This window comes from Flavobacterium zhairuonense, from assembly GCF_004352915.1.
Lineage (GTDB): Bacteria > Bacteroidota > Bacteroidia > Flavobacteriales > Flavobacteriaceae > Flavobacterium > Flavobacterium zhairuonense.
This window is the reverse complement of record NZ_SJSY01000067.1, coordinates 84,765-106,882: the sequence shown is the minus strand read 5'-3', so window position 1 is coordinate 106,882 and position 22,118 is coordinate 84,765. Positions and strand designations below refer to the sequence as shown.

Sequence of the window (22,118 nt, the reverse complement as noted above, 5' to 3'; positions counted from 1 at the left end):
AACTCCGTTTTCTAACATATTATATAAATAGAATTTATGCTTTATTTGTTTTATGTCCGTTAAATGCAAACAATAGTATTACCGAAAAACAAGTTAGTGGCACTATATAACCGTATTGAATGCTTCCTGTAATATCTGAAATCAATCCTAAAACCGGAGGTAGTAAAGCCCCTCCAACAATAGCCATTACAATCAATGAAGATCCTATTTTAGTATTATGACCAAGCCCGTCGATTCCCATTGAAAAGATCGTTGGAAACATAATACTCATAAAAAAGGCAATTGCTATTAAAGTGTAAACCACAATCATTCCTGAACCAAAAATGGCCACTAAGGATAAGAAAATATTAATGATGGCGTAAATGATCAATAATTTTCTTGGTTTGATGTATTGCATGAAAAATGTCCCTGCAAAACGTCCTAACATAAAAGCCAGTCCAAAGAAACCTAAATATTTAGCCGCTACATCTTCGCCAAGACCTGCAGAAGTGGTCGCCATTTTTATAAAAAAACTACCTACACAAACCTGTGCTCCAACATAGAAAAACTGTGCTAAAATTCCCCAACGCAAGCGCATTGACTTTAAAGCGCCTGAAAAACTAGCGCCTTCCGCTCCTTCTTTATCTTCATCTTTTACATCGGGCATATTGGTAAAATAGAAAATCAATGCCACTGAAAGAATAATTAATCCTAAAATCAAATAAGGCATTTTTACACTTGCGGCTTCTTCTAAAATATAAGCATGCAAATCTGCTGGAGCCATTGCATCCATTTCTGCCTTTGTCAAATTTTTGCCAGATAAAATCATTGGTCCCACATAGGCAGGCGCAATAAAAGCGGCAAGTCCGTTGAACGATTGTGAAAAATTCAATCTCTTTGTTGCTGTTTCTGATGGACCTAAAATGGTAACATATGGATTTGCCGCTGTTTCCAAAAAAGTAAGTCCGCAGGCAATCACAAATAAGGCTCCCAAAAAGTAAATATATTGCAGTGAATTAGCTGCGGGTACAAACAAAATTGAGCCAATACCAAACAAAACCAGCCCAATCATGATTCCAGATTTATAACCATATTTCCTCATAATATACCCGGCAGGCAAAGCCATAAAAAAATAAGCCACAAATACAGAAGAATCGATTAAAGAAGATTCTAAATCGGTTAGATTAAATGCTTTTCTTAAATGAGGAATAAGTATTGGGTCAAGGTTATGTACAAAACCCCAGAAAAAGAAAAGACTGGTAACCAATATAAAAGGAAATAACCATTTCTTATTTTCGTGAGAAGATACTTTTTTTTGCACATCCAGTTCGGTTAGTAAAGCCATATGTTTTTTATTAAAATTGTGGTTATTTGGAAATATAAAAATACTATATCTAACGTATATGTATTAATTCAATATTGTCCTTGTTTAATCAGTAATTGTCAATTCTGAAAAAAATCAGATGAAAAAATATTGCTTTCTGAAAAGAATGCAGGCTATAAAAAAAATCCCAAATCCAAAGTATTAGATTTGGAATTTGGGATTTTTATTTTTTGCTTTCGAAAGCAATTTACTGTGCCGAATAAGGTCTGTCTTTAGCAGAAACTCCCCAAGTTTTAGAAGGTTTTGCTCCCATCGTAAATATTAATTCACCGCCTTTCATAACATCAGTATGAAGAATATAACTTTTTGTGTATTCTTTTCCGTTTAATGTCGCTTTCTGTATATAGATGTTTTTTGAACTGTTGTTTAAAGCTTTTACCGTAAACGTTTTACCATCAGCCAGTTTTAAAACCGATTCATCCATCGAAGGGCTTCCTATGCAATAAACTCCGTTGTAAGGATTTGCAGAATACATTCCCATAGCATTCCAAACATACCAAGCTGACATTTGTCCAACATCTTCATTTCCGCACAATCCATCTGGTTTGTCACTGTATAAATTGTCTACAATGTAACGCACTTTTTCTGCTGTTTTCCACGGCTGACCAACAAAATTGTATAAATACGTAATGTGATGACTTGGCTCATTTCCGTGTGCATATTGCCCGATTAAACCTGTGATATCGCTTGAAGCTTCTTTCCCCATATCACCGGAAATCGTGAATAAAGTGTCTAGTTTTTTAGCAAATGGCTTTTCGCCTCCCAACAATGCAATAAGCCCTTCAACATCTTGAGGTACTAACCAAGTATATTGCCATGCATTTCCTTCTGAAAAATCACCTTTTTCATGAATTGATTTAAAAGGATCAAAAGGTGTTCGCCATGTTGTTTCGCTTAACCTTGCGCGTACAAAACCAACTGAAGGATCAAAATATTTTTTATAGGCTTTTGAACGATTAAAGAAGTAATTATAATCATCAGTCTTACCCATTTTTTTTGCCATCATCGCAATAGCACCATCAGAAATCGCATATTCTAATCCATAAGATACTGATTCTCTCAAACTATCTCCCGGAATATATCCTAGCTTTTTTACAAAATCAACCCCACGATCGTCCTGCATTGCTGTTGCTTTTACTGCCTCAAAAGCCAAATTGCCGTCAATACCTTTTATTCCTTTTAAATAGGCATCAGCTACAATCTGAATAGCACTATTTCCGGGCATACAATAAGTCTCGTTGCCCATTAAATGCCAAACCGGAAGATGTCCTGATTCTTTATAAATCGCCAACATCGAATTGATCATATCTGAAACTTTTTCTGGTTGTGTTAGCGTAAATAAAGGATTTGCACCTCTATATGTGTCCCATAATGAAAAAGTAGTCAAATTGGTAAATCCTGCCGCTCTATGAACTTGTTTATCTGTACCGTAATAATCACCATTAGCATCATTAAAAATAGAAGGCGCAATCATAGTGTGGTACAAAGCGGTATAGAAGATTTTCATTTTAGCAGGATCACTTGATTTCACTGCCATTTTGCCTAACTCGTTATTCCATTTTTCATCTGCCTGAGTTGCCACTTTTTCGAAATCCCAACCTGAAATTTCTTTTTTGATATTCATTAAAGCATTTTCGGTACTTACTGGAGAAATACCAACTTTAATCTTAACAACTTCATCTTTCGAAGTTGAGAAATGAATAACAGCCTTTGCACTATCTCCCGAAACAACTTTATTGATCATCTCTTTTGTATTCTCATACAATTGGATTTTTTTTGCTGGTTTTGATAGAATTGCTGCAAAATAAATACGTTGGTCATTAGCCCACCCTTTTGAGAAACGATATCCTTCAATCAAAGTATCATTTTTTATGCGGATATAAGTATCAACAGCTCTATCCCAGCCAATTCCTTCTACTAAATCTAAAACAATATGCGATTGATCTGAAGCTGGAAAAGTATATTTTTGAAAACCTACTCGCTCTGTAGCAGTCATTTCGGCTTTGATTTTGTTTTTCTTTAAAATAACCGAATAATATCCTGGTTTTGCCTTTTCATCTTTACGATCAAAATCTGAAATATAGCCGTTTGCCATGTCTTTTGCGGTTCCTTTTTTCAAATTCACTTTGCCAATTGCAGGCATAAAAAGGAAATCTCCAAGATCACCAATTCCGGTGCCGCTTAAATGTGTATGTGAAAATCCAATAATGGTTTGATCAGAATAATGATACCCCGAACACCAATCCCAACCTTGCGAAATATTTACGGGTCCTAGTTGAACGCCTCCAAAAGGAACATTGGCTCCCATAAATACATGACCATGAAATCCTGTCCCAATATAAGGATCTACATATTGTGTCAAATTTTGTTTTGAAGTCTGACTATGCATCTGCAGACAACAAAGCCCTAAAAGTGTAAAAAATGCGGTTTTGATATTTTTATTCATTTTTTTGTTTTTTTTCGGCAAGAATTTTCAAGCCAATATTTTTTTTGCTTTTGATTATTTTCTGTCTTGTTTTATTTTATGATTTCAAAACTCCCTTCCAACATAGTATCTCTTGAATTTGATCCGATTTTCAAAGTGTAGTTTCCTTCATAGATTTTAAATTGTTTTGCAGCATCGTCCCATTTTTGAAGTTCTTCCAATGGAATTTCCAATGTAATTGTTTTTGATTTTCCTTTACCTAAAGAAACACGTTTAAAAGCTTTCAGCTCTTTTATTGGCTTTCTGTCCATATTTGGATATTCAAGATAAACCTGAGCTACTTCATCTGCATCATATTGACCTGTATTAAAGATTTCGATTTTCATGGAAACTTTATCAGAACTCATTTTGATTGTCTTAGGCTGTTCAACCCAATTGTAGCCAAAAGAAGAATAACTTAATCCGAAACCAAAAGGATATTGCACTTCTTTGTCAAAATAGCGGTACGTTCTGCCCTTCATTGCATAACTGTTATAATCCGGCAAATCACTGAAAGATTTGTAAAATGTAACAGGCAAATGCCCTGAAGGAGAAGATTTTCCAAAAAGAAGATTGGCCAAAGCTGTTCCGCCTTGCTCACCTGGATACCAAGCAAAAACAATAGCATCTACATAAGGTTCAATTGCTGAAATATCCACAGCACTTCCGCCAGTTACTACTGCTACAAGTGGCGTTTTTGTACCTTTTCGAAGTGCTTTGATGTACGCAATATGTGAAGCCGGAAGATCCATATTTTTTCTGTCTCCTTTTCCATCGGCCAAAAATGCGTCGCCTTCTTCGCCTTCATACACTGGAGTGAAACCAATAACTGCAATTGTAACATTTGCCATAGACGCTGCCCAAACTCCGCCAAAATCTGTTGTATTGGTAAAATCGCACCCCATGTCATATTCAACGCGCGTGTCCGGATCTACTGCCCCAGCAATTCCTTCTACGAAGTTTACTGCTTTATCACTAATTCCGTGATAATTCCCTAATAAAGCATCTAATGAACCTGCATTTGGGCCAACAATCATAATTGATTTATAATCTTCTTTTTTTAGTGGCAATACTTTTGTTTTACTGTCACCAAATTGACCGTTTTTCAACAAAACCATACTTTGTTCCGCCATTTTCAAACTTAGATTTCTGTGGTACGTATTGGCAATACTGTCAATGCCATATTTTCTATACGGATTATCTTCTGCTTTGTCGTAAAATCCTAATTTGAATTGCGTTCTCAGCGTTGGAGCCAATGCATTATCAATATCTTGTGCCGTAATCAGTTTTTGATTCAACGCGTTGATGGCATCTTTTTGCAATAATCCGCTGCAATCCATGTTTACTCCTCGCTTGATTGCTTCAGCTGCAACAGCTACACTGTTTGGCAACGTTTTATGACCTTCATAAATATCCTGCAATGCCCAACAATCGGTTACTACATGTCCTCCGAAATTCCATTCTTTTCTTAAAATATCTTGCAAAAGTGTTTTTCCTGTGCAACAAGGTTCTGAGTTTACTCTGTTATACGCACACATCACTGTTTCTACCTTAGCATCAACCAGTTTTTTAAAAGCATATAAATAGGTTTCTCTTAAATCTTTTTCATCAACAATTACATCAATCGAATGTCTTGTTTTTTCCGGTCCGCTATGTACAGCAAAATGTTTGGCGCAAGCGGCTGTTTTCATATATTTAGGGTTAGTTCCTTGTAAACCTTTAACATAAGCTGTTCCCATTTTTCCGGTAAGAAAAGGATCTTCTCCATAGGTTTCCTGACCTCTTCCCCAACGTGGATCTCTAAAAATATTAATATTTGGAGACCAAAAATTCAATCCCATATATTGCAGGCGACGGTCTTTGGCTACAGCCATATTATTTTTTGCTCTGGCTTCGGTAGAAATTGCATTTGCCACTTCGTTAAGCAAAGGATCATTAAAAGTAGCTGCCATTCCTAAAGCTTGAGGAAAAACGGTTGCTTTTCCTGCTCTTGCCACACCGTGAAGCGATTCGTTCCACCAATTGTATTGCGGAATATCCAATCGTTTTACCGCTTTGCTTTCAAAACCTAACAATGAAATTTTTTCTTCGATCGTCAATTGTTTCAATAAATCATCTACCCTTTTCTCTATTGGCAAATCTTGATTTTTATAAGCTGGAGTCTTTTGTGCATTTGCAATACCCATACAAAAACAAAAAAACAGTATAAATCGGTAAGTGTTGAAACAATTCATTATTGCAATATTTAAAATTTTATAATCTATTTCTCTTCTTCTAAAACGTTTTACCAATTCAAACGAAAAAGAAAGGCCAAAAGCCATCCAAAACATTTCTAAAAGAACACAACTATCTATTATACAGACAGGAAATCTTTTAAAACAGCTTATTAAGCTGCGTAATTTCGGAAATTTAAAGATATAATATCTTTTCTTTAAATAATACTTCGATTTTATCTAAATTTAAGCAACAATTACCTTTGTAAAATGGCAGATAAGAAACAAAAAGCTAATTTTTTAAGAAAAAAAGATAGTATTAAATTCCTATCGCAATTGAAAATTTTCTACTTTAGCTTTTACGAAATTCGTACTGAGATTCGAGTATAAATCCCATTTTTAATTTTTAAAAAGCCCAATGAAAAAGCATTCTCCGATTGTTTGATCCCTTTTTACTCTTATTTTATTAAATCGATTTAGTAAATTGATCTATATTCGGATATTCTTATTAACTAATTATGTATGAACTGTTTCCTATTGCATTGGGGCAATCATAAAACCAAACCAAATATGAAAAAAATTTCCTTAACATTATTACTTGCCATTTTCGTTATCGCATTCTCATTTGGACAAAAAGCGCCAAAGGCCATCAAAATTACTTATCAAAGAAGTTATAACGGAAAAATTGCTGAAAACCAAGACCCATTAGTTTTGTTTGCTTCCAAAGAATTGAGTCTGACTACTACCTCTAAAATTTTAGAGCAAAAAGCAACACTTCCGTACGAGCAGACTTTTATTGATTTCAATACCAAAACCATTTCGCAATGGGCGCAACTAAAAAACAAATCGATTCTTAATAATGATACTGAAGCTTTAGGAAAGCAAAATTTTGAATTCAGCAATGAAACCAAAAAAATCCTAAACTATACCTGCAAAAAAGCGACGACTTCTGTAAACTCTAATAAAATCGAAATCTGGTATACCACTGATCTAGGCTTAAAAGGCGGGCCTTCAGTTTTAGGACAGGATTTAGGTTTGGTTTTAGAAACAATCCGCAATGGAAATAGCGTCGTGACGGCATCAAAAATCGAAATATTAAAAGCTGTTCCATCTTTTTTAAAAATTCCTGCTGTACAAACTGTTGATCAATTGACATACAAAGATTTATTGTGGAAAAGCCGTTTTGTCAATATTCCTATTTTTAATAAAGAACAGATTCATTTTGTGCCTGATGCAAAATCGAACGACAGTATTTTGAGATTTGCCAGCGGAACAGTCATTGTCCGAAAAGTAAAACTTCCTGAAATCAAAAAAGGAAGCGCCATTTTTGTTGACGTAACGCAACAGTCGAATGGCGATGCTTATGACAGAACAGGATCTGTATTTATGATTCCGATGGATAAAAAAATGTCTTTTCTTGATGGATTAAAAAATGGAGTTAAATCATTGCCTGCATACGACAATGGAAACGGAAAAAAATATCAAGGAGTTGCGGCATCAGACGACTTTACTCCTTTATTGGAATTGATGCGATTTTTCACTCCTTTTGGTGTAAAACATTTCAACTATTTGCAATTAAAAAATAAAGTTTGGCAAGATAGCGTTTCTTATCGTCAAGATATTTCGCTTTTGCAACCAAAATTGAGCAATCAAGAAGTTTACATCGGAATGTTTATCGGGAACTATGATGCCGGCGGACACAAAGCGAGCTTGAATATTACCATTCACGAAGGCGAAGATAACAATACTAAGGCCGATTATATTTTGCCTCTTTTCAACACACTGAACGTAATGGAAATGGCAGGTCAAGAATACGGAACTATGTTTGACAATGAAAAAGGATTAGAAATGTCATTTGAAGTGCCAGAGGGATACAAAAATTTCAAATTGAGTTATACTACAACCGGCCATGGAGGTTGGGGAAATGGCGATGAATTTCTGCAAAAGAAAAATACCATTTTTATTGATGGAAAAGAAGTTTTTGGATTTACACCATGGCGCACGGACTGCGGTTCTTACCGATTGAGTAATCCAGCTTCAGGTAATTTTGGCAATGGCTTATCATCATCTGATTTAAGTCGTTCAAATTGGTGTCCAGGAACAACTACTAACCCAAATTTAATTGACTTAGGAAATTTAACTCCAGGCAAGCATACCATTCGCGTTTCAATTCCAATGGGAAAACCAGAAGGAACCAGCAGCAGTGCTTGGAATGTTTCAGGATTTCTAATCGGAGAAAGGTAATTGATAATTAAATTTAGATAATATCGACTTATTTATTAAACGTAAGTCTTTCTATTTTTAAATTCCAGAAAAAAGACGTAACGAAATCAAGTACAATACATTATGTTTTCACCAAATATAATTATTCGATTATCATTTTTTCTGAAATCTGACTATCAAACCACTTAACTCAAAAACATGAAAAAAATCACATTTTGCCTGCTGTTTTTCTCGCTGAGCTTAACAGCAATAATTGCTCAAAATTACACTCCAACGGAAGGAAATTTAAAAAACCGAAAAGAATTTCAAGATGACAAATTTGGAATGTTCATTCATTTTGGGCCGTACAGTGTTCTTGGGAATGGCGAATGGGTTATGAACAACCAAAATATTAAAGTTACAGAGTATGGCAGATTGATTAATGTATTTAATCCGCAAGATTTTGATGCGAAAAAATGGGTTGGAATTGCCAAAGCAGCGGGTATGAAATACATTACTTTTACTACGCGACACCACGATGGTTTCAGCAATTTTGACACCAAATTATCAGATTGGAAAATCACAAATACGCATTTTAAAAGAGACCTGCTGAAAGAACTCGCAGATGAATGCCATAAAGAAAACATCAAATTATTTTGTTATTATTCTCTCTTAGACTGGACTAGAACTGATTATCAGTACGAAACCGGAAAAACAGGAAAAGGAACTGGCAGAACGCAAAAAAGCGATTGGAACAGCTATATTCATTTTATGAAAGGACAATTGACTGAAATACTTTCAAACTATGGAAAAATCAGCGGTATTTGGTTTGACGGTCATTGGGATCAGCTGGATAATGATACCGATAAAACATTAACTTCAAAAGTCAATTGGCATTATGATGAAATTTATTCCTTGATTCATTCCATTCAACCCGACTGTTTGATTTCAAACAATCATCATTTATTGCCAATTCAAGGAGAAGATTTTCAGGCGTTTGAAAAAGATTTGCCAGGCGGAAATACTACCGGATTTGGAGGACAATCTGTTTCTCAGTTGCCTTTAGAAACTTGTGAAACCATGAACAATTCTTGGGGATTCAATATCAATGATAGAAAATACAAATCGACAAAAGACTTATTGCATTATATGATAAATGCTGCAAGTCTGAATGCGAATTTTCTGCTGAATGTTGGCCCAATGGCCGATGGAACAATTCAGCCCGAATTTGTTGAAACTTTGAAAGAAATAGGAATCTGGATGAACAAAAACGGAAACAGCATTTACGGAACAAGAGGCAATATTATAAAATCACAAGACTGGGGCGTATTTACGGCAAAAGACAAAACTTTGTTTGCACACATCATCAATACGCCAAAACAAACAGGTTATATTTTCATTCCAGAAATGAAGCAAAAAATCAAAAAATGCTACTTGATGGACGGCAGAAAAGAAATCAAATTCAAGCAACAGCCAGAAGGAACTTTTGTTTATTTGAGCGGTATCAAAATGGATACAATCGATACGATAATAGAAATGCAAATATTATAAAGGCTATAGGCTGTAAGCTTTAGGCAATAAGCTTTATCTTGCTGAAAAAGCTTACAGCTTATGGCTTATGGCTTACAGCCTAATGCTTAAAAAAAAATACAATGTTAAAAAAGACCCTTTTCCTTTTCTCATTTGCTACAATAACATGTGGAAAAGCAACAGCACAATCAACATTTTCAGCAGAAAAATTTCTGAAACACGACACTTATCTTGCATCAGATAAGTTAGAAGGTCGTTTGGCCGGAACGAAAGGCAATAATGAAGCGGCGGCTTACATCAAAAAATATTTCAAAAAATTTGGGCTCAAAGAATTCAACAACAACTATTATCAGCCTTTCAAAATTTTCATAAAACCAGAGATAAATAAAATGAAATCTGACAGCATTTCAACCCAAAATGTTGTAGGCTATTTAGAGGGTTCGGATGAAAATCTTAAAAAAGAATTCATTGTCATTGGCGCACATTACGACCATTGGGGATGGGGCGGAAAAGGTTCTGGAAGCAAGAAAAAAGACACACTTGCCATTCATAACGGAGCTGATGATAACGCTTCTGGAGTTTCGGCTTTATTGTCTATTTTAGAAGAATTGCATCATGCCAAAACCGCTCCAAAAAGAAGCATTATCTTTATTTCCTTCAGTGCCGAAGAAGAAGGTTTGTTAGGATCTAAATATTTTGTCAATCATTTGCCAGTAGATAAAAATGCTGTAAAAGTGATGATCAACATGGATATGGTTGGGAGATTAAATGATAAAAAAGAACTTTATATGGGAGGTGCCGGCACTTTTCCTGACGGTGTTGAATTGATGAAAAAATTAGGCGAAGGCAGTGGGCTGAATCCGATTGTGTTTGCCGGCGATGTAGGCGGTTCCGATCATGTTACCTTTTACAAAAACAATATTTCAGTGATCGGATTACATACCGGCGGGCATCCGCAATATCATACACCAGAAGATGACACTGCTTTAATTAATAGTGAAGGAGCAATTTTGGTTTCAAAATACATTTACAATGCTCTGACGGCTATTGCCAATTATGAGCAACCGTTGACTTTTATCAAACAGAATTAAACAAGTGGAAATGTAAATTTGACCATAAATTTTATAAATTATACAGATTTAAAAAGGCGAATCAAAGTAGATTCGCCTTTTTTCATGCTTAACCGTTCTTTTATTCCTATTAAAAATCAACCTCTTACAATAAAATTTCTTTAAATAAATTTTACAAAGAGTGTAACAGTTCCTAAAAAACAAAGTCTCTAAAAGCAACGAGTCTTCTCAACTCGATTACTATTAGTTTGGTTAAGTTTCAACAACAGTCACATTGTTGAAATTAGGTTTTCACAAACAAAAACCCCAGACTCAGGGTTCTCCTGAATCTGGGGCTTACCAAGTACTAACCAAACATTAAAAATGAAATTATTTTACGTCCCAGAAAATTTTGGTACTTAAATTATCATTTGCTTTTACAGTATTGTAATTTGCAGTGTTATAAACACTTTCAGAAGTTGGGTATGTCCAACGTGTTGGAGGTGTTTTTCTAACAGAGCTTGTTTCATCTTCCATGAAAGTCAATGCTGGAAGTTTCAATCTTCTTTGTTCAGCCCAAGCCTCGTCAGCTTGCATGATGTTGAAGTGAATGTACTTTTGGAAAGCAATTAACTGTAACTGTGCTGCTGCTGTAGTAGCTCCTGCAAAGTTGATTTTAAGAATATAAGCATCAATTTCAGCTGCAGTTGGCTCTGAAGTTGGTTTCCAAGTCAAATCATCTGCTTTATCTCCTAATCTTACATAGTATTCGATAGATTGTCTGATTGCTTTTTCAAAATGTATTTTTGCAGTAGCGCCATTACCATTTCTTGAATAGTACTCAGCAAGAAGCAAGTTCATTTCTGCAGCGTTAACTAATGTACCAGGCAACCAGTCATTTCTACTGATTACAGATCTGTTGTAGATTGCAATTTTACCATCAGTAAGCAATTGATCTTGCGCTCCTGAAGTCAATGATGGATCAAGTCCTACATAAGTTGTTGCATTTACTCCTTTTTCAAACAACCATTGCTCACGAGGATCTAGATTCGCATTCATATGATCAATCATAGGTTTTGGAGCAACGTTATTGTTAGATGTTTCTAAAGCATCAAAGAAACCAGAAGTATCTAAATCTGTATCCTGAGTATATACTTTGAAAGCAATATTTTCAGCATTTTCATCAACAATTTTTCCTTCAGCAATGATTTCGGCGATTTCAGTATTTGCTCTTGAAGCTAAAGATGAAACACCAGATACTCTGTTTAGGATTCTTAAACGTAATGAATTACAATAGTTTTTCCACATTACCAAGTTTCCTTTGTTGATCAAATCCTGATTTTTGAACTCTACTCCTGTTTTTGTAGATAATGTAATTGTGTTCAATTCAGTAGAAAAACCTTTCAAATCATCTAGCATCTTTGCATAAATCTCAGTTTGGCTATCATACTTCGCTGCTGCTTTAGTATAATCTCCACCTGTCATACTGATTTTACCAGCCTCAGAAAAAGGAATATCGCCATAGTTGTCGATCATTTTTTGTGTATGATCATACAAATAGATTGTTGAAGCAATAGTATAGATTCTGCTATCTGCTTTCTCTGCATCTGGAAGAGCAGCGAATGCTTTTTCCAACTCTCTATATTGTGTAATAAAGTTGTAATATCTATCCCATCTGTAAACTGTAGCAGCTCCAGGAATATAACGTCCTGTAGTATTGGTAAATCCGTGTGCTTGAGTATACGTAAGAGAAGTTGATCTAAGAACTGTAAAATAGTTCCAATATGACGGAATTACATCCTCAAAATTAACTTTTAAGAATCCAGCGAACTGTTTAGGCACAGTTGTAGTTTCAATCTTAGATGGATCTCTATATGCATCTGCGAAATCATCCTGCGAACAAGAACCTAGAAAAAGTCCTGCTGACGCTAATGATATATATAATAATTTTCTCATGTTGTATTTTTTTAAATTAGAATTTATCAAATTAGAATGATGCTCTTAACGATACTCCATAACTTCTAGTCGCTGGAGATAAACCTGCGTTGTTTACGTTTTGAGCCCATCTTGTTCCTGCAGTAGTTGCTTCAGGGTCCATATCCTTAATTGTTCTATAGATAAAAAACAAGTTACGTCCGAAGAAAGAAGCGCTTAATCTTGTAGCTCCAATTTTTGCAGCCCAAGCAGAAGGAACATTATAAGCTAATGATAATTCTCTTAATTTAACATAGTCATTCTTTTGGATATACAATTCATAACGAGAGCTACTGTATTGTGGTCCACCCCAGTTATAAGTCATGTTGTAGTAACCTGCCTGAGAGATAACATTTGTATTCTTTGTACCATCAGGAGCTATACCATCCATTAACATACCATCACGGAATAGTTGTTGACCAGCTGGTCCTGCAGTTGCACTGTTAGGAACCTGAACTCCTTTACCGTTATCCATGTAATATGTCAAACCACCACGCTCATTCGTACTAAAATTCAAACTTTCTTCTGTCAAACCTCTAGAAGTCATCCAGTTAACACCAGTTGGCATTAAATAACCTCCGTAAGAGTAATCGATATTTACATCTAATGTAAAGTTTTTGTAAGTAAATGTATTAATCAAACCTCCAACACCTTTAGGCATTGCTGATCCGTATTTCACCCATTTATCACCATCGATCATATAGTATCCGTCAGAATCAACCATTTTGTTTCCATTATCATCTGTTTTAACAGGGTGTGCATAAATACCTCCCATTGGCTCACCAACAACTGATTTCAATTGAGCTGCTGATCCATCATAATCTGCGTGCAAATATTCTTTTGATCCATCAGATAATGATACTAATTTGTTTACGTTTTTCGCCCAGTTAAGAGTAACATCCCAAGAGAAACTTTCTGTTCTAAAAGGAGATCCTGTTAATGAAACTTCAAAACCGTGATTAGCCAATTCTCCAACGTTAGCCAAGATCGATTTCGCTCCTGTAGTAGGCGCTAATGTCAAAGGAAGAATTTGGTCCTTAATTTTTGCATTATAGTATGAAAAATCTAAACCAAGTCTTCTGTCAAAGAATTTAGTTTCAAAACCAAGCTCATACTCATTTTTCATTTCAGGCTTAATTCCTTCGTTACCATATGATGCATTAGATGTTGTAATCAAAACAGGAGTAGTTGTTCCTTGAGTACCCAATGTAGTCTGGTTAAATGCAACGTTTGCTAAGTAAGATTCTGGATAACTACCCACAATTCCCCAAGAAGCACGCAATTTTGCATAACTAATAACTTCTGGCAATTTAACTGCTTCAGACAATACGAAACTCGAGTTAACAGAAGGGTATGTAAATGAATTGTTGTTTGGGTTCATTGTAGAAGTACGGTCTCTTCTAAGCGTACCTTCTAAGAATAAATAATTTTTGTAGCTACCATTAACAGTTCCAAAAACAGCATCTTTCAAAATTTCATATCTTCTAGAAGTACTGTTTGCCATATTGATAGAAGCATTCATATCGTACCATCCCTCAACACTCAATCCTCCATTTGTAGAACGAGTTAAAAATTTACCTGTTTCTTGAGAACCATTGAAACCAACTTGCGCCCCTACAGTAAAATCGTCGTTAAGTTTTTTGTTATATGTTAACAATACCTCACCGTAAAGAATGTTATAATCTTGAGATTCCATTCCAAAAGCACCAGATTTGTCTCCTCCGAATTGATAAATCAAAGGAACTTCTACAGGATCTCTATTTTCAATGTTTACTGAAGATAAATCTGACGAAACACGACCACGTAATGTGAAATCTCCAAACGTAAGTGTTTCTGTAACACTAGCAATCAAACGGTTTGTAATCTCATCTTGTTGCTTAGCATTTGTATTCCAAAAATAATCTCCAATATCAGCTTTGAATCCATTACGAATAATGTTTTCACTTGGAGTCAAACTCTGACCATTTACGCCTTGAACATATTTGTAACCTAAACTTGTTTGGTATTTAGCTCTATACCAATCTCCATTATCAAATGGGCTAAGCATACCTGTAAAATTATTCACCAAACGGTCCATAGCATAAGCACGGTTGTTAACCTTTTGGTTCATGTAGTTTACAATAACATCAGTTTTTAAGAATTTACCTGTTTTAAATGATGCATTTAAGCTTAAGTTGTTTTTCTTATTGCTGTTACCCATAGACAATCCATCTGATTCAATATGTGTGTAAGAAAAACGAATATTACTGTTATCAGTAGTATTTGTAAGTGCCACGTTTGTTGTAGCATCCCATGCATTTTGGAACAAGTTTTTATAACCGTCTTTTTGTGCAGAATATGGACGAACCACACCATCCCAAGACATAATTGGCTGACCATCAAACCAAGGACCGAAGTTGTTACTACTAGCAGAAACTCCTCTCATGTCAGCAACACCGTCACCATTAGTATCATAATGTGCAAAACCGTCTGGTGCTAAATATCCTGAAGAGTAGTTAGCATTTGTCCAACCTGGACCTCTTTCATATTGAAATCTTGGCAAGTAAGCAATTTGATTTCCTGAGTAGCTTGTACTGAAATCAATACCTAAACCTTTTTTTCCTTTACCTGATTTTGTAGTAATCAATACAACTCCATTTACAGCTTCAGAACCGTATAATGCAGCAGCAGAAGCTCCTTTAAGAATCGAGATATTCTCAATATCTTCAGGGTTAATATCTGCTAAACCATTGCTTTTCATACGTGGTTGGTTCCAATAATCACCATTGTTAACATCACCATCACGAATTGGAATACCATCCATAACGATAAGTGGTTGGTTTTTACCAGAAACACTATTCAATCCACGAATCTGGATATTGATAGGTCCAGATCCACCTGGAGCAGATGTAATACGCACACCTGGCGCTTTACCATATAAAGAGTTTGCAATTGTAGGTGATGCCGTTTTTGTAATCGCATCTGCTTTAATGATACTTGTGGCATATCCAATAGATTTATTCTTTTTAGTTTGCCCCAAAGCAGTAACCGTAATACCATCAAGTTCATTAGTAGCAGTAGATAACCTAACATCCATTCCGTCAGTAGCTCTTAATTCTACTGTTTTAAATCCTACTGCACTAATAATAAGTGTAGCTCCTTCTTTTACTGAAATTTTAAATCCTCCGTTTTCATCAGTAATTGTCTCTTGCTTTGTTCCTTTTTCTTTAACGTTTGCATAAGGAACCGGCAAATTTGTATTATCTGTAATTACACCGGAGATTGTCTTGTTTTGTGCATTTACTCCTTGGTAACACAACATCATTAGAAAAACTAACAATGATTTGTATAACAGTTTTCTCATAATTAATATTAGTTTGGTTTGGTTTAAATTTTATTTTTAAATTAAAAGGTTCTGATTATTTAAAAAAACATTGGATACTAAAACCTTTAATTTTCATATTACCAGTTTCTCAACCTGGCAATAACTGAGTTTCTTGTTTGTCACATCTCTATTTTTTTCTTTTATATCATACGCGTTTTTTTTTGTTTAGTAATTGGTTTGAGTTTTCTGTGTTATTTATTTTTTCGTATCTACTATAACGTTTTAGCAAATAGTCTTTAAAAAAAGGAACGTTATGCTATACTGATTCTCTTATAGTTAAATTCCCTTTATTCTTTTCTTTTATAATCTTGTAATCACTTCCATCTGTCATTTGTTGCATTAGGAGTTTTACCGTTTTTTTTCCCATTTCTTCGATTGGCTGCGCCAAAACCGTAATCGAAGGAGAATTAAGCCTGAAACTGTCATGATCATCAAAACTAATCACCGCTTTATCTACCGGAATTTTCAACCCAAGTTTCCGTAAAGATTGTAATCCTGCCAACAGCAAATAATTTGCTCCAAATAATATGGCATCTATATCAGTATTGGTGCTCAAAAATTCAGAGATTCTTTCTATTCGTTTATCTTCTGTTATTTGATAATCCATATCCAGAATTCTTGATTCATCATATAAACCGACTTCTTTCAATGCATGAACATAACCTTGCTTCCTCAGATTCATTTGAATCAACTGTGAGTAATTGGTAACAAAAGCAATTTTTTTAAATCCTTTTTCTAAAAGAAATTGTGTTGCTTTTTCTGCTCCTTCAAAATTATCAAGCACTACATGACTTACTTCTTGACCTTCAAAATAACGATCGACTAATACAACTGGACACTGAAGTTCCAATAATCTATCAATCGTACCTTTCATGTTTTCTGTTGGCGTTATGATAAATCCATCCACATTTGCTTGCAATAAACTATCCACTAATTCCACCGCACGTTCATCACTTCCTCCGGTACTGCAATAAAATACTCTGTAATTAGAATCTATCGCTTCCCTCTCAATCACTTTTGCCAAATCAGAAAAAAAGTGATTTGATATATCTTCTACAATAAGCCCAATTGATCTTGTTTTGCCTGTTCTCAAACTGCTGGCGATCATATTGAGTTTGAATTTCATTTCTTCACTAACCTTAAGAACTTTTTTAATCACTTCTTTGCTTATCCCCATCTTTTCGCCTTTGTTGTTCAAAACAAATGAAACAGTTGTAACTGATACATTTGCTGCTTTGGCGATATCTTTAATGGTGATGTTTTTTTTCATGAAACGTTAAGCTTATCTTAAACTTTAGTTAATATGTTTAAACAAATATATATTTAATAAAACGATTTACAAAAACGTTTTAGTATTTTTTTTATGCTAAATATTTTTTTTTAACATTTAAAAAACTCAAAACTAAATTTTAAACCTAACCACCTGAGAATAAAACACTATCCAATACAAATCGAAATATTATTTTTCTCACAAAACCAAAAAATCAAGCAAAAATCCAATAAAAATCAATATTGCAAAAAACCACACTTTAAAATCGCGAAAAATGCGACATTTTTAACATAAATATATGTTAACTAATATTCATATAACAATTACCTTACTTGTACATCCTGTTTTTAACTTCGTAAATAATTGCTTTTTTATTTCTTCTTTTTTTATAGAAAATAGAAAATCTTTTTTTTCCTAATTATGACTTCTTTTTTACTGGCTTTCAAAGTTGTAAGCTTTTTATTGCATTTGATTTTATTCAAACGCTAAAACTCACGAATTCATTTGGCTTCTTTTGTTTTTTATGCTGATTTTTTTCCTTTTTTTGAGTCGTTTTTTGCTATTCCGAAACCGTAATTATCTCTCTCAATCGAATATCTCTTGAAGAAGCACCAATCATAATCCTAAAATCGCCAGGCTCTATAACCCAATTCATTTCCCCATTCAGCATTTTAAGCGTTTCTTTATTGATATCAAATGAGATTTCTTTCGACTCTCCAGCCTTAAGAGATATTCTCTGAAAACCTTTCAATTGTTTTATCGGCTGAGCCACAGATGCCAAAACATCACGCACATACAACTGAACAACCTCATCGCCATCAACATTGCTTGTATTTTTTATCGTGCAATACACTTTTGTCGATTCTGATTTTCCAATTTGCCTTTTGTCAAAACGAAGATTGCTGTACTCAAAAGTTGAATAGCTCAATCCGAAGCCAAAGGGAAATAAGGGAGCTCCGTTTAAATTGGTATAATCATCAGAACGGCCTGTTGGTTTATGATTGTAAACCAATGGCAATTGCCCTTCAAAAACTGGGAAGGTAATTGGCAGACGACCTGCAGGATTTCGATCTCCAAACAAAATATTAGCAACAGCATTACCTCCATCTTCGCCCGGATACCAAACATCTAAAATTGATGGAATATTATTAATCCATTTATCCATCGTGATAGCGCTTCCGCCCACCAAAACTACCACAACTGGTTTTCCAGTTGCGGCTACAGCATTTATTAATTCTTCCTGATGTCCAAGCAAACCTAAATATGCTCTGTCGTTAAATTCTCCTTCTTCGATTCCAGCTGCAATTACTGCAACATCTGATTTTTTAGTTGCAGCTACGGCTTCATCAATTTTGTTTTGCCAATTATTGTTTACGCCGATATTCCAAACTAATTTGAATTTTGCATACCCTTGTGATTCAAAAAACTCAATTTTAATATCGTATTCTTTGTCTTTTTCAAAATTGAAGTCAACAAGTTTTGTTGAATAAGTCTGACTTTTCCAATTGTCAATAATTAATTTCCCATTCAGATACAGACGAAAACCATCATTTCCTTCAAAACCAATTTTGTAAGTTCCCGATTCTGGAGATTTTATTTTTCCGCTCCATTTGACAGAATAAAAATCGTAATTGATTTTCTCCTGATCTGGAGAATAAAGTGTCCAATCAAAATTAATTCCTTGATCTACTCTAGTCAAAACAGGGCTTCCGCTTAGTTGTACATTATTGAAATATTCACCCACCAAGCCATTTTTGGTTTTACCATTTTCATTGCTTGTCAATTGAATAGACGGAACCGGAACATATTCTTTACTTCTTCTTGCAACTCCTTCTACAAAATTTATTTGGGCCGATGCTCCTAACTTTGCTTTTATTCCGTCAAGCATATTTACCTTTCCATTTCCCGGCCCGCTGTAACCGCCCAAACGCGCTTCGGTAATATCATTTCCAATTAAAGCAATGGATTTGATTGTTTTTTTAAGAGGCAAAACATTGTTTTCATTTTTTAATAAAACGATTCCTTTTTCAGCAGCTTCTCTTGACAACAATTTGTGGGCTGGATTCCCATTCCATTTGTTGGCTTCCTTTTCATCTGCATACGGGGTTTCAAATAATCCCAATTCGAATTTTAATCGTAAAACCCTCGCCACCGCTTCGTCAATATTTTTCATATCGATTCTGCCGTCAAGGAAAGGCGGTTGAAATAATTTATAATGATCATAAGCCGTTTGAAAAATCACATCCAATCCGTTGTTGATTGCATTTGCTCCAGATTCTGGATAATCTTTTGCGGTGTAATGCAAGACATTTCCACCACCTACAGCATTTGCATCAGAAATAATGAATCCTTTAAAATTCATTTCGCCTTTTAATTTTTTATTCAGCAACCAATCATTAGCCGTACACGGACTTCCATTTAATGAATTGTATGAAGTCATAACACTTCGGCTTCCTCCTTCAGAAAAGCATGCGCGGAAAGATGGCAACTGATATTCTTCCAGATAACGTTCATTGTAATCAATCGGATAACTGTCGCGGCCACCGTCGCCACTATTGGCAAGGAAATGTTTTGGAGTTGTAATCACACCTCTTTCTTCAAACGAGGAAACATACGCTACGCCCATTTTTGAAGAAAGAAAAGGATCTTCTCCATATGTTTCTTCCACGCGTCCCCAACGAACATCTGAAGCTAGATTGACAACCGGCGATAAAATTTGGCGAATTCCACGGCTTTTTGATTCCATTGCAATGGCTGTTGAAACTCTTTTAACCAATCCTGGATCGAAAGTCGCTGCCAATGAAATAGATTGCGGAAAAGCTGTTGCTCCATCTCTCACCAATCCGTGCAACGCTTCATCAAAAGCAATAATCGGAATTCCGAGACGTGTTTTCTCAACAAAATATTTCTGTATTTTATTAATTAGTTTTACTGTTTCTTTTGCATTACTTGCGGCGCCATAATCTAAAATTTGGTTACTTGCATCTGAACTTCCTTTTGCACTAACCTGAAAACCAAAAATTCCATTTTTATAATTTGCTTCACCATCAGACAAATCACCAGGAATCATGAACATTTGCCAAAATTTCTCTTCCGTCGTCATTCTGGACAATAAATCCTGAACGCGTTCTTCAACAGGTAATTTTGGGTTTTTATATTTTGGCGTATTTTGAGAAAATAATGATTGGAATCCCAGAAACAGACCTAGTAAAAATATTTTTTTGTTCATGCTTAAATTATTGAAACACCTGTAAGGCATAGTTTTATTGGCTTTTATATGAAATCAATTCAAAAATTAGATAAAAAAATGCCATCTCCATCTGAGAGATGACATTTTAGAATTATTAGTTTGTCAGAAATCCTCCGTGACCTCTGTATAATTTAATTGGTGCATCCAAAGTAACTTTGATACAAGTCACATATTTATCAATTGCACTTTCTGGAAGATCGATGTAAACCAGACCAGGCACTGCACTCCAAGAAATTTTCCCAACAACTTTATGAGTTAATTTTACATTTGAACCCAAAACTGTAATATCCTGAATTTTATTATCAAGACCTTTAAGCATTACTTGGCCTGAAGTTTTTCCGTGAACAAATAAGTAAAGTGTTTTTGAATCTTTAGAAAGTGTTGTTGGACCATAAAAATGTCCTTGCGGAATTCCTGGAATGGTTCCAAAAATCCCTTCTCCGTTTCTTCTGTTCCAATCTCCTAATTCTTTTAAAGTTGTTACCACAGTTTCAGGATAAGTTCCATCAGGTTTTGGTCCGATGTCAAGCAATAAATTTCCGCCATTTGAAACTGCATCTACAAAAATCGTTACGATCTCATAAGGCGTTTTCCAATTCGTATCACTTACACGGTAGCCCCAGTTTTCGTTCATCGTCATACATAATTCCCACCATTTGAAGGCTGGACGCACTACTGGGAAATTTTGTTCAGGAGTGTCATAATCTCCGTAACCTTGCAAACGTCCGTTGATAATCGTATTCGGATTTCTGTCTAACATCATTTTGCGCGTTTTTTCAGCTTGCCATTCTTCTGCACTATGTTCCCAATCGCCATCAAACCACCACAAATCTGGATTATACCAATCTGAAATTTCTTTGATTTGGCCTTGGAAGAACTTTTGAAAACGCTCCCAACGCGCTGGCTCTTTTTTAATATCGTATCTCGCTTTATCTTTCAAAAAACCAGGATAATCATTATGAGTCCAATCGATTAATGAAAAATAGGCGCCACATTTTACATCTCTTTTGCGCAATTCTTCAAAAAATGGCTTAACCATATCTTTTTTTGCAGGACAAGTTTTTACCGAACTCAATTTACCCAACTTAGTATCATACATCGCTACTCCATCATGATGTTTGGTTGTGATTACAGCATATTTTGCTCCTGAATCTTTGATCATATCTGCCCAGGCTGCAGGATCATAATTGCTTAAAGTGTAACTTTTTTGTTGTTTCATATAATCTTCAACAGAAATTTTTCCGTTGTGAAAACTCCATGATTCGGAAACATCCGCAACTGAATAAATTCCAGCATGAATGAAGATTCCTAGTTTCGCATCTTCAAACCATTTCATTTTTTCAGCAATATCTTTAGCTTCAATTTTGTTTTGCGAATAGCCTGCGATAGTTGTACCAATCACTAAAATCGCTAAGATTATCTTTTTGGTCATTTTTTTG

11 protein-coding genes are annotated in these 22,118 nt (G+C 35.0%); 3 read left to right on the top strand and 8 right to left on the bottom strand.

The annotated features are described in order from the left end of the window. Window positions 1-34 precede the first annotated feature (34 nt). The 3 genes from fucP to EYY60_RS05335 all read right to left on the bottom strand — a co-directional run bounded on the left by fucP (window position 35) and on the right by EYY60_RS05335 (window position 6,061). On the bottom strand, window positions 35-1,324 hold the full coding sequence (gene fucP, locus EYY60_RS05345) for an L-fucose:H+ symporter permease (RefSeq protein WP_132988360.1): 1,290 nt from the start codon (window positions 1,322-1,324) through the stop codon (window positions 35-37). A 226-nt stretch (window positions 1,325-1,550) separates the two neighbouring features. Further along, on the bottom strand, window positions 1,551-3,809 hold the full coding sequence (locus EYY60_RS05340; protein ID WP_132988359.1) for a GH92 family glycosyl hydrolase: 2,259 nt from the start codon (window positions 3,807-3,809) through the stop codon (window positions 1,551-1,553). Window positions 3,810-3,880: 71 nt separating this feature from the next. Then, entirely contained in the window at window positions 3,881-6,061 is a 2,181-nt protein-coding gene (locus EYY60_RS05335) for a glycoside hydrolase family 3 N-terminal domain-containing protein (protein ID WP_208749450.1), read from the bottom strand. A gap of 549 nt (window positions 6,062-6,610) precedes the next feature. Here EYY60_RS05335 and EYY60_RS05330 point away from each other — a divergent pair. The 3 genes from EYY60_RS05330 (at window position 6,611) to EYY60_RS05320 (ending at window position 10,863) form a co-directional block, all read left to right on the top strand. Beyond that, window positions 6,611-8,284 (top strand): GLPGLI family protein, encoded by a 1,674-nt coding sequence (locus EYY60_RS05330; RefSeq protein ID WP_132988358.1) that lies wholly within the window; start codon window positions 6,611-6,613, stop codon window positions 8,282-8,284. 177 nt (window positions 8,285-8,461) lie between these two features. After that, on the top strand, window positions 8,462-9,793 hold the full coding sequence (locus EYY60_RS05325; RefSeq protein ID WP_132988357.1) for an alpha-L-fucosidase: 1,332 nt from the start codon (window positions 8,462-8,464) through the stop codon (window positions 9,791-9,793). A gap of 101 nt (window positions 9,794-9,894) precedes the next feature. Beyond that, window positions 9,895-10,863, top strand: coding sequence for a M20/M25/M40 family metallo-hydrolase (locus tag EYY60_RS05320; protein WP_132988356.1), 969 nt, complete (start codon window positions 9,895-9,897; stop codon window positions 10,861-10,863). Between the two features lie 348 nt (window positions 10,864-11,211). On the opposite strand, the gene EYY60_RS05315 is transcribed toward EYY60_RS05320, so the two are convergent. From EYY60_RS05315 to EYY60_RS05295, 5 genes are all read right to left on the bottom strand, one after another. Next, the gene (locus EYY60_RS05315; RefSeq protein WP_132988355.1) at window positions 11,212-12,777 is read right to left on the bottom strand and encodes a SusD/RagB family nutrient-binding outer membrane lipoprotein; all 1,566 of its coding nucleotides are present in this window, start codon (window positions 12,775-12,777) and stop codon (window positions 11,212-11,214) included. 31 nt (window positions 12,778-12,808) lie between these two features. Next, window positions 12,809-16,138 carry a SusC/RagA family TonB-linked outer membrane protein gene (locus EYY60_RS05310; RefSeq protein ID WP_132988354.1) on the bottom strand — a complete coding sequence of 1,110 codons (3,330 nt, stop codon included), beginning with the start codon at window positions 16,136-16,138 and terminating at the stop codon, window positions 12,809-12,811. Between the two features lie 277 nt (window positions 16,139-16,415). Continuing rightward, window positions 16,416-17,429, bottom strand: coding sequence for a LacI family DNA-binding transcriptional regulator (locus EYY60_RS05305; protein ID WP_132988353.1), 1,014 nt, complete (start codon window positions 17,427-17,429; stop codon window positions 16,416-16,418). A 559-nt stretch (window positions 17,430-17,988) separates the two neighbouring features. Continuing rightward, entirely contained in the window at window positions 17,989-20,658 is a 2,670-nt protein-coding gene (locus tag EYY60_RS05300) for a glycoside hydrolase family 3 protein (protein ID WP_132988352.1), read from the bottom strand. Between the two features lie 115 nt (window positions 20,659-20,773). Further along, complete coding sequence (locus EYY60_RS05295) at window positions 20,774-22,111, bottom strand: alpha-L-fucosidase (protein WP_132988351.1); 1,338 nt, start codon at window positions 22,109-22,111, stop codon at window positions 20,774-20,776. Window positions 22,112-22,118 lie beyond the last annotated feature (7 nt).